General features: G+C 55.6%; 10 protein-coding genes, 1 tRNA gene and 2 rRNA genes. All 13 read right to left on the bottom strand.

What is annotated here, in order from left to right:
- Positions 1 to 1,136: IS1182 family transposase (locus AS026_RS36160; protein WP_062368615.1), on the bottom strand; the 1,136-nt coding region annotated here is incomplete at its 3' end.
- A gap of 98 nt (positions 1,137 to 1,234) precedes the next feature.
- Complete coding sequence (locus tag AS026_RS36165; RefSeq protein ID WP_018859732.1) at positions 1,235 to 2,197, bottom strand: dihydrodipicolinate synthase family protein; 963 nt, start codon at positions 2,195 to 2,197, stop codon at positions 1,235 to 1,237.
- Positions 2,198 to 2,325: 128 nt separating this feature from the next.
- Entirely contained in the window at positions 2,326 to 3,030 is a 705-nt protein-coding gene (locus tag AS026_RS36170) for a GntR family transcriptional regulator (RefSeq protein ID WP_025662796.1), read from the bottom strand.
- Positions 3,031 to 3,734: 704 nt separating this feature from the next.
- The gene (locus AS026_RS40800) at positions 3,735 to 4,232 is read right to left on the bottom strand and encodes an acyltransferase (RefSeq protein WP_082728677.1); all 498 of its coding nucleotides are present in this window, start codon (positions 4,230 to 4,232) and stop codon (positions 3,735 to 3,737) included.
- 111 nt (positions 4,233 to 4,343) lie between these two features.
- The gene (locus AS026_RS36180; RefSeq protein ID WP_062375838.1) at positions 4,344 to 5,996 is read right to left on the bottom strand and encodes a glycosyltransferase family protein; all 1,653 of its coding nucleotides are present in this window, start codon (positions 5,994 to 5,996) and stop codon (positions 4,344 to 4,346) included.
- Positions 5,993 to 7,114, bottom strand: coding sequence for a DegT/DnrJ/EryC1/StrS family aminotransferase (locus tag AS026_RS36185; protein ID WP_062375841.1), 1,122 nt, complete (start codon positions 7,112 to 7,114; stop codon positions 5,993 to 5,995). The genes AS026_RS36180 and AS026_RS36185 overlap by 4 nt, the downstream gene beginning before the upstream one ends.
- Entirely contained in the window at positions 7,111 to 7,602 is a 492-nt protein-coding gene (locus AS026_RS36190; protein ID WP_062375844.1) for an acyltransferase, read from the bottom strand. Before AS026_RS36190 ends, AS026_RS36185 begins: the two co-directional genes overlap by 4 nt.
- Complete coding sequence (locus AS026_RS36195; RefSeq protein WP_082728678.1) at positions 7,589 to 8,737, bottom strand: DegT/DnrJ/EryC1/StrS family aminotransferase; 1,149 nt, start codon at positions 8,735 to 8,737, stop codon at positions 7,589 to 7,591. Before AS026_RS36195 ends, AS026_RS36190 begins: the two co-directional genes overlap by 14 nt.
- 8 nt (positions 8,738 to 8,745) lie before the next feature.
- Positions 8,746 to 9,762, bottom strand: coding sequence for an NAD-dependent epimerase/dehydratase family protein (locus AS026_RS36200; RefSeq protein ID WP_062375849.1), 1,017 nt, complete (start codon positions 9,760 to 9,762; stop codon positions 8,746 to 8,748).
- Positions 9,763 to 9,766: 4 nt separating this feature from the next.
- Entirely contained in the window at positions 9,767 to 10,807 is a 1,041-nt protein-coding gene (locus AS026_RS36205; RefSeq protein ID WP_062375852.1) for a Gfo/Idh/MocA family protein, read from the bottom strand.
- A gap of 305 nt (positions 10,808 to 11,112) precedes the next feature.
- Positions 11,113 to 11,189, bottom strand: a tRNA-Met gene (locus tag AS026_RS36210).
- 265 nt (positions 11,190 to 11,454) lie between these two features.
- Positions 11,455 to 11,569: ribosomal RNA gene (rrf, locus tag AS026_RS36215) — 5S ribosomal RNA — on the bottom strand.
- A 109-nt stretch (positions 11,570 to 11,678) separates the two neighbouring features.
- Positions 11,679 to 14,304: ribosomal RNA gene (locus tag AS026_RS36220) — 23S ribosomal RNA — on the bottom strand; the annotation flags it as partial.

The raw sequence follows: 14,304 nt of genomic DNA on the forward strand, positions 1-14,304 counted from the left end.
GCATCGGCCCAGACATGGCGGGTGATGGTGCGCACCGCCTTGGTGTTTGATGTGCAGGAGGCGAGCAGCGGACAGGTTTGGCAGATCGCCGGGTCGGATGTGTAGTGGCGATAACCGTTGCGGTCGGTGGTGGCATAGGCGAGCAGTTGGCCTTCGGGGCAGCGATAACCGTCCGTCTCGGGCTCATAGTCGAACTTCGACTTGCGCATCATGCCATCTTTGGGTGGGGTCGGATTGCGATAGCCGGTGACGCCTAGGATCTGGCGGTCCTCCAGCCCCTTGGCGATGCCGGACGTGGCATAGCCGGCATCCAGGCCGACGGCGCCGACCTCGAAGCCGAACCGCTCCCGCTGCCGGTCGAGCCGCTCGAGATAGACGATACTGTCATGCACATTGGCCGGCGTCACATGGGTGTCGGTGATGATCGCAAGCTTGCCGTCGACCGTGCGGTGGTCGAGATAGAAGAAGCCCTTCGGCTTGCCGTCGCGCACCATGTAGCCGCTGTCGGGATCGGTGCGCGACACCTTGATTTCCTTCACCTGCGGCTCACGCTCTTTGTCCTTCAGCGGCTTTTGCCCGTGCAGCGTCCGCTCCGCCTCGATCGCCCGGTCGAGATCGGCCCAATAATCGGCCCGCGACTTTTCGATCATCGCAAGATCGTATTTGCCCTTGTTGGCATTCGCCTTCAGATGCGTTGAATCCGTGTAAAGCACCGTGCCATCGACCAGCTTGTGGGCGATCGCCTGGCTGACGATATGATCAAAGATGTCCTGGGCCACCGACGTGTCGTTGAAGCGCCGGCGGCGGTTCTGCGACAGGGTCGAGGCGTCGAACACGGGATCCGTCAGCTTCAGCCGCAAGAACCAGCGGTAGGCGACGTTGACCTCGATCTCGCGCACCAACTGACGCTCCGAGCGCACGCCGAACAGGTAACCGATGAACAGCGCCTTGAACATCAAGGTCGGATCGAGCGGCGGGCGGCCGTTATCAGCACAGTAAAGACCGGCAACCCGATCATGGATGAAGGAAAAGTCGATTACCGCGTCGATCTTGCGAAGCAGGTGATCCTTCGGAACAAGCTGATCGAGCGTCACCATCTCGAGAGCCGTCTGTTCGGGAGCAGGTTTCTTCAACATGACCCAGTGAATCACAAACCCCTGGACGAGGCCAGGGGTTTGTCAGCAGTCTGAGGCCCTCCAATCGGAGGGCCTTTCGATTTGAGAGCCTTTGAAAATCAGGCCTTGTACTTCTCAACGGCACCCGGGAGCTTGCTCCATTCGGCGTACCAGGTGTTGAAGAGCTTGAACTGAGTTTCGACGTAACCGCGCTGGCTATCGGTCAGGGCGTCGGTTTCGTAGAAATGAAGGGTGTATTCCTTGTCGCCCTTCAATACCATCATGTGCTTGAAGAACAGCACGAGGTCCGGGCCTTCGTCGAACGACGAGAGGACGGCCAGTGCCTGCTCGAGCTCCAGCGCGCGCTGGCGGGCATCTGCGTCGCCGGCAGCAGCGGCCTGGGCGAGGTTGCAGAGGTGCAGCACTTCCTTCGGCAGCACGTTGCCGATGCCGGTGATCGCTCCGGTCGCACCGCAATTGACGAAGCCATGGAAGACGGCCGTGTCGACGCCGATCATCAGCGAAACGCCATCATCGCGGCTGGTGATATTCTCTGCTGCATAGCGCATGTCTGCAGCGCCACCGAATTCCTTGAAGCCGACGAGGTTCGGATGCTCGGCGCGCAGTGCTAGGAACAGGTCCGCGCGCGTGGCGAAGCCGTAGTAAGGGCTGTTGTAGATGACAGCAGGAAGATCGGGGGCAGCCGAGAGGATTGCCTTGAAGTGCGCCTTCTGGGCCGCGATTACCGAACCACGCGACAGGACGCGCGGGATGACCATCAGACCCTGTGCCCCGACCTTCTGGGCATGGGCCGCATGCGCGACGGCCGAGGCGCTGTTGACGGCGCCGGTGCCTACGATGACCGGAATGCCAGCCTTCACGAGACGCTCCACGCCTTCCATGCGCTGTGCATCGCTCAGCAGTGGCCAATCACCCATGGAACCGCAATAGACAACAGCCGACATGCCCTGCGCGATCAACTCCAGGCCCTTGCGGACGAGTGCGTCGTAGTCGGGGGTACGGTCTTCCTTGCAGGGGGTCATCAGGGCCGGAATTACACCGGAGAAAATCTTGGCCTTCATTGCGAAACTCCTATTGCCTGGCGGGACGGGCAGGGATCGCCGCGCGCCTCCACCGGCACCGGTCCCCGTGTCTTCGACGGCGGTTATATCACTTGCATATTATTTGTCGACAACAATTATGCAGCAGATCAGAGGGCGATATCCAGTTTTCCGCCGCGCGCGAAAAGCTTCTGTATTTGCTGCACGATCTGCTCGGCATGGATCGTCGCCAAGCGGTCGGCGGCCTCGCTGTCGCGCGCGGCGATGACAGCGATAATGTCTTCGTGCTCGTCGACGAAACGTTGCGGCAAGCGGTCTTCATAGGACTGGTAATAGAGCCGCAAGATGCGTCGCCCCTCATCGAGGAGACGATTGAAGAGACCGGAGAAGTAGGCGTTGCGGCCTGCCTCGGCGATGGCTGAATGGAAGGCAGCGTTGGTGGCAATCATCGCCAGGGCGTCCTGGGCCGCGACCGCCGCGGCGAAGTCGGCCTGATGCGCGCGGATCACCTGCAGATCTTCGAGGCGATGATACTGGGCGGCCAGACGGGTGGTCACGCGATACATCAGCACCAGCGCATCGAAGAAGGTATGCATATTGAGGAAATCGATATTCGATACCATGGTCGAGCGATTGGGCAGCGTGTCGATCAGGCCCTCGCCGGCCAACCTCACCAGCGCCTCGCGGATCGGCGTGCGCGACATCTTGAAACGCTCGGCCAGTTGCACCTCATCGATCGGACTGCCGGGCGGTAAAACCAGGTCCAGGATCTCATCGCGCAAGAGGTCGTAAACCATCTTGACGCCGGAGCCTCGCTTGCGTTCGGGAGTGGACTTCGTGTCGGTATCAGTCATGCCGGTATCCTCTTGTCGACAAAAGGAATACTTTTTCTCGCGTGCTGGTCAATAGCTCTGGCAACTCGGGCGGGTGAAATGCCCGGAGCAAGGCCTCTAAAATCGGAATCGATTTTCGATTCTGACGTAGCCTGTCATGCTAAGCCATCGGAGCGGGAATTTTCGACTTCTGGTTCCTGCAAGGGAGAGAAGGGAAAGTCCCATGGAGGCAGCATCGACTTTTCGGAAGCGCAGATCGCCTTTTACGACTCGCTTGCCCCTGCTCTAGCAAGGCCGTCGCCGCGGAGGTTCTGGCCCGCCGGGGATATCCGGCTGCGATTGTTTCGGGTATCTGGGAAGGTATCGGTTGCAGGGCCTGATGGGACGGAGACTTGTAAAGTCTCGGCCTCAAGCCGACCCTCGCGGCAACAATTTCAGGTTTGCGCCAAGCGCGCGGACGTCGAGCACTTTTTCTTTGGGCGATGCAGACGAGTGAGCAAATATAGAAGCAGCGGTCCGGCACCTGTAGCCAGTTCGATTTCTCTTTCTTCGGTTGCTTGACGACAGTATCAGCGATGACACAAACGGCTCTCCATCATCCCATGCATTGATACGGCCGACCGCCAAATAGTTTAGGGACGCGGTGATTGCCGCTCAGCGTGTCAAAAGGCTAGCGCGGGCCGGTGGCTGCATTACGGGGTTCAGATCAAAGTCCAACGCCTGTACTACCTCTGGATTCTAGCAGGACAGCCCCAGACTTTACTTCCAGCTGGAACATCGTGATTAACAAAAGACATCGCGCCAACCACCGCACCATCTCCAATCGTCACGCCACGAGAAATAACGCTGTTGGGACCGATGTAGACGCCGCTGCCAATCTTGGTTGGAGAATATTCGATCGGCGCTTTTCCCAGTGTTAAGCTTCTTTGCACAGTGTCATGTGAATAGATCTGAACACCAGTGGAGATTGAGCAGTGATCACCGATCGAAAGCCCGCCAGTCCCATCCAATACCGTTCCAGGACCAATCCAGGTATGGCAACCGACACGGACCTCTCCCATAACGAGGGCACTGTCATAACAGGATGTACCCTCACCAAATCCATATTCACGCGCATTTTCCCAACGATCAGTTATCAAATCGCCGAAGGACACGCGCCGCTGGAATTGCGCGAGCTTCTTGAGTTGCAGCGTTTTTTGAAGTGCTCTCAATGTTTCAATCATGAGTGAACTTGCTCTATCTACTTTGACCGTTGAGATAAACTCACCACAATGGGCCAAAGACGCGGTAGCCTCGCACGTGTGAATTCCACCACCGATCGCTCTTGCCCAAGACTAGACCGTTGCAGCTTCGGTAATCGTCCGCCCCACCGATTTCACACGCATGGCAAGAAGACCTTCGATATCGAGTGCGCGATCGTGGCGATTATTTGCGCGGAACAATCGCGCCATTAAATCAAGCCAACTATCAAAGTCCTCATTTCCAATCCAAGCAATCGAGAGGCAGTCCCCAGGCAACGGTCCGTCAAACGAGTCGTCGTTGGATGGATCCGTAAGCTCGTTTGTTTCGATCAACCATTTGGTTCGCCTAATGGAAACGTGAGGGACGGTCTTAGCTTGTTCAAGCAGGAAAACCCTCAAATCCTTGTCGCCAATGATATCACTCAGGAGGAGAAGCCAAGCGATCTCAACCGGATCCATCTGCGCCAAGGCCGGCGACGATGTGCCCTGGAGATTGCTACGACGACTAAGTAGAATGGCGGCCTCTCCTGCATCTCCCTCGAGCAGCGAGATAATGCCGAGCAGAACCCATGGCTCGGCGATATGGCTAATCCAAGTACTTAGCTCTCTCAGGGTCTGCGCGACCTCCTTGAAATCTCCTCCCTCCAGAATTGCCGATCTGGCCGAACGAAGCACTGCGGACATCGGGCTGTCCGGAACGGCCGCGTTCACGAAAACTACGGAAGGGGATTGCATTGGAACGATCTCAAATTTGCCGAACCAATTGATTTGTCTGACAACTTCGCCTGAACGAACGGCGCGGCGGCACTCGTACCAATCTGCAATATAAGTCCACGCCTGACGGGTATAGCGGCTGTGGACGAGTTCATAACCCGTTTTACGGATGTCGGAATAAAGATCGAGGTCTTTGCTGACCTCGTTGATCTTTTGGTAGAGCTCCTTTCCGCTGCCCATGATGCAGTTTTGCATGTCCACAAAGCCATATTCTTTCAGACGATCGGAGTCAGGAGCAAGAAGAACCGTACCGCAAGCTGGTATCTCAAGGTGCTTGCGAACGACGTAGTCCAGCCGCGTCGTGTCGGCAGCCGAAAAGTAGCTTTGAGAAATTAACTGAGCGTATCTAGCGTCACGAACCTCAAATGGCCTGCGGTCCTGTAGCCTATAGCCCGGATGAGTATAAATTAGCGTTGGAAAGAAGTGTTGAATCTCGTGGGTCAGCTTTGCCCGCCACGGGTAGAAACTCGGGAATAGATGCCCACTCATTATGTTGACGGGGACGATCTTTTCCAAGTTATAGTCATGGAATATCTCGGGATCGATAAATTTCGGAATGACGAAACAGGCAAATTGCGAGAGCTCCGGCATATGCTGCAGATGTTCCAGCCCGAAGCAGAAGATCGTGTCAATGCCGTATTCAGTGAGAGCGCTCAACGTGAGTGGCCGCATCGGGTCGTGTGGATCGCAATTGAAGTACAGCGCCCGCGGTATCTCTGGGTAGGTATGAATGTTTGTGATGTTAAGCCGTAGCGGTCTGCCGGAATGCACTGCCGAAAATATGACGAAATCGGGCTGCAGCTCATCACAGACGGCTTTGAAATCGAAATCGCGGTCGACAACACTAACCTCGCAGTGGTGAGCAAGCGCGTAAATCCACTCGTCGACCACATTTGTGAGAACTGGAGCTGCGGTCGTATTGAGCTGCGGCAACACGCATAGAACGCGTCTGCGCTGTGTTGCCACCGTCATCTCTCACCCTTTTCGAAAAATGAGCAAATTGCATCGACGACTTGTTGCTGCTGCGCCGCGGTTATGCCAGCGAACATGGGCAAAGACAGCCCCTGGCCGGCAAATTCTTCCGTTGCAAGAAATTCACTTTGGGCGCTTTCGACTTGCGCCAAGCAAGGCTGCCGATGCAATGGAATGGGATAGTGCAATCCGGTCTGAATACTTCTTGAATCAAGGTGCGACCGTAGGTCGTCGCGCCGATCCGTGCGTACGACGTAGAGATGGTAAACATGATCGCCATGCACGACATCAGGGAGCGTAAGGGGCGTGCCTTTCAAGCCCTCCCTATACCGTTCTGCGGCCCGCTTCCGCTGATCAGTCCAATCATCAAGATGCCTTAGCTTGCTGTTCAAGACCAACGCTTGCAGGCCATCCATGCGGTAGTTATAGCCGATCTGTTCGTGGAGATAACGCTGCGTCTGCCCGTGATTTCTCAGTGCCCTCAGCCGCTGAGCGAGGTCGGCGTCTTGCGTGACGATGAGGCCGCCTTCACCCGCTGCACCGAGATTCTTGCCCGGGTAGAAACTGAAACAGCCCATTGACCCCATCGATCCGAGCGGTCGACCGTTATAACGAGCGCCGATTGCTTGGGCCACATCTTCTATCATTGTCAGCCCGTGACGCTCGGAAAACTCCAGCGCTGCCTTCATATTTGCGGGCTGACCGTAAAGATGAACCGGAATGACTGCTTTCACATCGCCATCCAGACGCCTTTCCGCATCCGCAAAGTCGATCGTACCCGTAGCACGTTCCACATCACAAAAAACCGGAACAGCACCCTGATAGATCACCCCCCACAAGGTGCCGATAAAGCTATGGGCCGGTACCAGAACCTTGTCTCCCGGGCCTATGCCCGCTGCAATGACCGCCAGATGCAGGGCAGCACTGCCACTGCTGACGGCAATGGCGTGATCGACTTCAAGATAGGAGGCGATGGCCTTTTCGAATTCGTCAACCCATGGCCCCAGGCAAAAAGCGCTCGCATCGAACAGACGTTCGATCTCCGGCATGACATTATGGCGAATCTGCTCCCATTGGATAGAGAGATCGACGAAAGGTACCGTTGTTTGTGAACTCATCGCCCACTCTCCGACATGTCGCGAGTAGACCCTATCACACGTGCTGGATTGCCCGCGACGATGGCATATTCGGGAACGTCTTTGGTCACCACCGCCCCCGCTGCTACCATAGCCCTTCGCCCAATTACAACGTCAGGTAGGATCGTGGCATTGCTTCCGATCGATGCGCCCGAGCAGATACGGGTGGGAAGGCAGACCCAATCTTCCGAGCCCTGCAATGCACCGTCAGCGTTTGTCGCAGCCGGATAACGATCGTTTGTGAACATGACGCCATGGCCCACGAACACCTCGTCCTCAATGATGACACCAGAGCAGATGAAGCTATGGGACTGAATCTTGCATTTTGCACCGACATGGACATCCGATTGGATTTCCACGAAGGTGCCGATCCGTGTTCCACGGCCGATTGTGCAGCCGTACAAATTGACGAGATCTGGATGGAAAACCAGTACGTCATCTTCAAAAACGACATTGTCAGCGATGGGCATTGGGCCACTCCTTTTCAGCAAGGATCTCTGACAAGGCAGTCACCACGCTGACTTGTTCGGCGTCCGTCATTCCGGAGAAAAGTGGCAGTATGAGATGAGCTGCGCTGACTTGTTCGGATCGGGAAAGCCCTGCATGCCGAGCCCCGCGCCAGGGCGCCTCAAGGTGGCTGGACATGACTGCACGCCGGGTCGCTATTTTTCGGTCGAGCATCTCCTGCATGACCTCTTCGCGATCTGCACCTTCAGGCAACCCAATTGAATAGCTCTGCCAGTTAGATTTCGCCCAGTTCGGCTCTTGCGGCACGATTATACCGTTGACGGGCATCAGGAGTTCGCCGTAGCGCTTCGCCAATTTCCGCCTTTCGGCAACAATTCCATCGAGACGCTTTAGCTGCTCTCGTCCAACCGCAGCCTGAAGGTCGGTCATGCGGTAATTGAAACCCGTCTCGGTGTAGGTCTCGATCACAACACGATTGGATGCATGACGGGCGAGGTCGGAGACAGACATTCCATGTTGCCTCAGAAGGCGGCACTTCGCGTCTATTTCAGGGTTGTTCGTTGTGATCATTCCGCCCTCACCCGTCGTAAGAACCTTGCGGGGATGAAATGAGAAGCATGCCACGTCGGAGAGCACGCCACCGATCCGCTGCCATTGGTCATCGACCAGGATCATCGATCCGCTGGCGCAGGCGGCGTCTTCCACCACAGCCAGCCCATACGCATGAGCGACCGCGCAGATCGCCTGCAAGTCGCACGGCATACCGATTTGGTCCACACACAACACGGCTTTAGTCCGCGACGATATCAGCACCTCAATACTGGTCGGATCCATGTTGTAGCTACCTGCACCGATGTCGGCGAAGACCGGCTCGGCACCACACATATGGATGGCATTCGCTGTCGCAATGAAGCTGTGACTGACCGTGATCACCTCGTCACCCGGTCCAACACCGACAGCCAGCAGTGCCAAATGAAGCGCTGTCGTACAGTTGGAAACCGCGCACGCATATGAGGCACCGGTCATTGCAGCGAACTCCGTCTCGAACCCAAGAACCTGTGGTCCCTGGGTCAACCAGCCGGAAGCGATGACCGAAGCGAGTGCGTCTGCTTCTTCTGGACCCACCGTTGGGCGCATAAGGGGGATCACTTGGCCAACTCCAGCACGGAGACACATTCATCCCGCCACCATCGCACCAGATCGCGCAATCCATCTTCCAGCCCGATCGAAACTTGGAAACCAAGTTGCGCCCGCGCCTTTGACGGATCGGCCAACCGCCGCTCGACTGGGTTAACGTTGCGAGCAGGTTCATGGTGGATTCCGAGATTTTCCCGTCCCATGATCTTGAGCAGCGTCTGCGCCAATTCTTTTAGAGAAACTTCGGCCCCTGACGCGACATTGTAGACTTCGTCCGAAGCAGAAGAGAGAGCCGCCGCGATATTCGAAGACGCGACGTCACGAACCTCCACGAAATCCATGGTTTGCAAGCCGTCACCAAAGATGATGGGAGGTTGATTGGCAGCAATTCTCTCCATCCACCGGATCAGGACTTCCGTGTAGCGGCCGTGGATATCCATGCGCGTTCCATAGACATTGAAGTAACGAAGCGCACAGTAGTTAAGGCCGTACATATCGTTGAATGATCGGAGCAGCTTTTCGTTGAAGAGCTTCAGGCCGCCGTACAATGTTCGATCGGCGTAGGGTGCTGCGGCCTCCGTGGTCGGAAATTCTGGAGCATAGCCATAGATTGAAGCGGACGACGCAGCGATGATCTTCTGAATTTTGTGTTTCACGCAGAGCTGCAGAAGATCGAATGTGGCGCGGCCCATAACCTCAAAGGCCTCGGCGGGTTCGGCGGCACAATGTGTAATCCTCAAAGCGGCCTGATGGAATACGATATCGGCGTCTCGCACCAGCTCGTCCATGAGCGCATTGTCACGAATATCGCCGTTTACAAGCCGCAAGCGCGGGTCGGCGGCAACGGAAGAGAGATTCTCAGACCTCCCACGCACCATATTATCGACAGCCACAACGGCCTGAACCTCGTGGCCCATGAGTTGATCGACAATGTGCGAGCCGATGAAGCCGGCGCCTCCGGTTACTAAAATGCGCTTCCCTCTTAGGAAATCTGAGGCGTTCGATTGTTTAACCTGTTGTTCCATCGTCTCACTCTGCCGCGATGATATTGAATGTGTTGCGCTTACTGCATGCGACCTGCTGCAAGCTGCACTCCAGTGCCGACTGCGCCCGCTCCAGCGTTCTGACAATCCTCAGTCCGAAATCACCATCAGTTTGGCAACGCTCCTGCCCGAGGATGGAGCGACGGAGGTGTTCAACCACTTCCGTAAGCGGCTCGGGGCCGGAAATGCGCGGGGATGTCACCGCGCCGATTCTGTAATTCGGAAGATTGATCTCGCGATCCTGATTGGAATGGATAGTGATGCCGGAATCATAGATCTTGACCGGCTCATCGCGGTTCAAATCATCCCAGACAGCCATTTGCTTGCTGCCCCCAAGAGCAATCCGCCGCATTTTTACCGGCGACATCCAACTCAGATTGAGGTGCGCGACCATAGAATTCTCGTAATGCAAGGTGATGTAGGCGATATCGGGCGATTTGTCGTTGACGTGACAATACCCGCTGGCCTCCACTGAAACCGGCTCTGCCGCAAACCGATAGTCTAGGATCGATAGGTCGTGAGGAGCGAGATCCCAGAGCACATTTACGTCCGGTTGAAAAAGGCCCAAATTGACGCGCTGAGAGTCAAAATAGGAAATATGCCCGAGCGTGCCGCTTGCAACGAGATCTCGGAGCTTTCGAACGGCAGGATGGAAGAGGAAGGTGTGATCAACCATCAGAGTTAAGCCATAGGCTTTGGCCCGCGCGACCAGGTCCTCCGCCTCTTCGCTGGAACCGCACATGGGCTTCTCGATCATCACATGCTTGCCGGCGTCCAAACCGGCCTTAGCAAGCGAGTAGTGCGAGGACACCGGCGTTGCAATGACCATTGCATCAATATTTGGATCGAGAATGACAGACGAAGCGTCTTCGTAAATCGCGGCGCTCGGGAACGATTGCGCCAGTCGTTCTCGAACCTCCAGCCGCGTGTCAACAATTGCGGCTAACTGAATCCCAGGATTGCTGGAAAGGACACGTAGCAGGTTGCGCCCCCAGTAACCTACGCCGCATAAAGCCACCTTGATCATGCCACCAAGACCCTCACACTTAATCGGCATGACTTATCGCGGTGCAATCTTGCCCCAGCCTGACGGTTACTGTTGAGGCGAACTCTAATCCTCGATCGAAGGTGGAACTTGTATTCCGGCTCCGCAGACAGCGGCAGAGCTTCGTGTCGGGCTTCGACTGGGCGTTGCGTCGCTGCTGAAACACATGCGAATTTGGGCGAACCTGGCGGCTTGAGAAATCGACACGGAGTCCAAAAAGCTCCTCGGCGCTTGCGCGGAGGAGCTTTGGTGCAAATATCCGGAATGAGAGGTTTTGCAGATAAATTTGGTTGCGGGGGCAGGATTTGAACCTGCGGCCTTCAGGTTATGAGCCTGACGAGCTACCGGGCTGCTCCACCCCGCGCCAAGTGCAAAACCCTCTGGGTTTTGTCACGGTGCGTAAACTGCGAAGCAGTTTACGCTACTGCCCGAGCAAATTGCCGAAGGCGATTTGTCTCGTGTAAGGGACGCACTGCATATTTTCGGGCCCATTATAGCAGAAAGGCCGCTTTGTGGGCGGCCCTTTTGATCGGCTTGGGGCCGTTTTCGTGATGAGAAGATTATCTTTGTTTCACATGCAGCTTTCGACTGTCTTCGACATTCGGCGCATGTGTTGTTGCGTTTAGCAGACCTGGCAGCGACCGACTCTCCCGCGTCTTAAGACGAAGTACCATAGGCGCTGGGGCGTTTCACGGCCGTGTTCGGAATGGGAACGGGTGCAGCCGCCCCGCCATAACCACCAGGTCAGCGAAGCGCAACAAATGAGAAGCTGGTGCAGTTTTCACTGCGTTTGAACACGTCTTGCATCATCTCCCGACACGTCTGTGTCGCAGATGAGCATTGATCAATGAGAACGATCAAGCCAATCGAGCTATTAGTACCGGTAAGCTTCACACATTGCTGCGCTTCCACACCCGGCCTATCAACGTGGTCGTCTTCCACGGCTCTGATAGGGAATACTCGTTTTCAGGTTGGTTTCCCGCTTAGATGCCTTCAGCGGTTATCCATTCCATATGTAGCTACCCTGCTATGCCCTTGGCAGGACAACAGGTCCACCAGAGATATGTCCATCCCGGTCCTCTCGTACTAGGGACAGATCCTGTCAATATTCCTACACCCACGGCAGATAGGGACCGAACTGTCTCACGACGTTCTGAACCCAACTCACGTACCGCTTTAAATGGCGAACAGCCATACCCTTGGGACCTGCTCCAGCCCCAGGATGCGATGAGTCGACATCGAGGTGCCAAACAACCCCGTCGATATGGACTCTTGGGGGTCATCAGCCTGTTATCCCCGGCGTACCTTTTATCCGTTGAGCGATGGCCCTTCCACACGGGACCACCGGATCACTATGACCGACTTTCGTCTCTGCTCGACTTGTCAGTCTCGCAGTCAGGCGGGCTTATGCCATTGCACTCGACGACCGATTTCCGACCGGTCTGAGCCCACCATCGCGCGCCTCCGTTACTCTTTCGGAGGCGACCGCCCCAGTCAAACTACCCACCATACACTGTCCCGGATCCGGATAACGGACCGCGGTTAGACATCCATGACGATAAGGGTGGTATTTCAAGGATGGCTCCACAGAAACTGGCGTCCCTGCTTCAAAGCCTACCACCTATCCTACACATGCCGACACGAATGCCAGTGTAAAGCTATAGTAAAGGTGCACGGGGTCTTTCCGTCTGACCGCAGGAACCCCGCATCTTCACGGGGAATTCAATTTCACTGAGTCTATGTTGGAGACAGCGGGGAAGTCGTTACGCCATTCGTGCAGGTCGGAACTTACCCGACAAGGAATTTCGCTACCTTAGGACCGTTATAGTTACGGCCGCCGTTTACTGGGGCTTCGATTCAAAGCTTGCACCTCTCCTCTTAACCTTCCAGCACCGGGCAGGCGTCAGACCCTATACGTCGTCTTGCGACTTCGCAGAGCCCTGTGTTTTTGATAAACAGTCGCTACCCCCTGGTCTGTGCCACCCCACTTCACTTGCGTAAAATGGGGTCACGCTTCTTCCGAAGTTACGCGTGCAATTTGCCGAGTTCCTTCAACATAGTTCTCTCAAGCGCCTTGGTATACTCTACCTGACCACCTGTGTCGGTTTCGGGTACGGTCTATACGGTGGAGCTATTTCCTGGAACCGCGTCCCTGCAAGATCAATCCAATAAGACCTCACAAGTTGAGCAATCCGTCACTACCACCAGGCCCACGAATATTAACGTGGTTCCCATCGACTACGCGTGTCCGCCTCGTCTTAGGGGCCGGCTAACCCTGCTCAGATTAACTTTAAGCAGGAACCCTTGGTCTTTCGGCGAGAGGGTCTCTCACCCTCTTTATCGTTACTCATGTCAACATTCGCACTTCCGATACCTCCAGGAGCCCTCACGGGTCTCCCTTCATCAGCTTACGGAACGCTCCGCTACCACGTGTATTGCTACACATCCTCAGCTTCGGTGCATGGCTTCAGCCCCGTTACATTTTCGGCGCAAAGACCCTTATTTAGACCAGTGAGCTGTTACGCTTTCTTTAAATGATGGCTGCTTCTAAGCCAACATCCTGGTTGTTTTGGGATCCTCACATCCTTTCCCACTTAGCCATGACTTGGGGACCTTAGCTGGAGGTTAGGGTTGTTGCCCTTTTCACGACGGACGTTAGCACCCGCCGTGTGTCTGCCGACTAGTACTCCTGGGTATTCGGAGTTTGGTTAGGATCAGTAAGACGGTGAGTCCCCATAGCCCATCCAGTGCTCTACCCCCCAGGGTATTCGGTCGACGCTCTACCTAAATAGATTTCGCGGAGAACCAGCTATTTCCGAGTTTGATTGGCCTTTCACCCCTAGCCACAAGTCATCCCAATCTATTGCAACAGATGCGGGTTCGGTCCTCCAGTTGGTGTTACCCAACCTTCAACCTGCTCATGGCTAGATCACTCGGTTTCGGGTCTAATGCAACAAACTAAATCGCCCTATTCAGACTCGCTTTCGCTTCGCCTACACCTACCGGCTTAAGCTTGCTTGTTACACTAAGTCGTTGACCCATTATACAAAAGGTACGCCGTCACCCTTGCGGGCTCCGACTGTTTGTAGGCATCCGGTTTCAGGTTCTATTTCACTCCCCTTGTCGGGGTGCTTTTCACCTTTCCCTCACGGTACTTGTTCGCTATCGGTCATGCACGAGTACTTAGGCTTGGAGAGTGGTCTCCCCATGTTCAGACAGGATTTCTCGTGTCCCGCCCTACTCTAGGACAATCATGCTATCTACGCGTACGGGGCTGTCACCCGCTACGGCCAAACTTTCCAGATTGTTCCGCTTTAAACACAATTGCCACTGGCCTGGTCCGCGTTCGCTCGCCACTACTTGCGGAGTCTCGGTTGATGTCCTTTCCTGCAGGTACTTAGATGTTTCAGTTCCCTGCGTTCGCTTCTTACACCCTATTTTATTCAGGTGCAGATACCTTATCACAATGCTTAGAAACC

The organism is Rhizobium altiplani (assembly GCF_001542405.1).
Lineage (GTDB): Bacteria > Pseudomonadota > Alphaproteobacteria > Rhizobiales > Rhizobiaceae > Rhizobium > Rhizobium altiplani.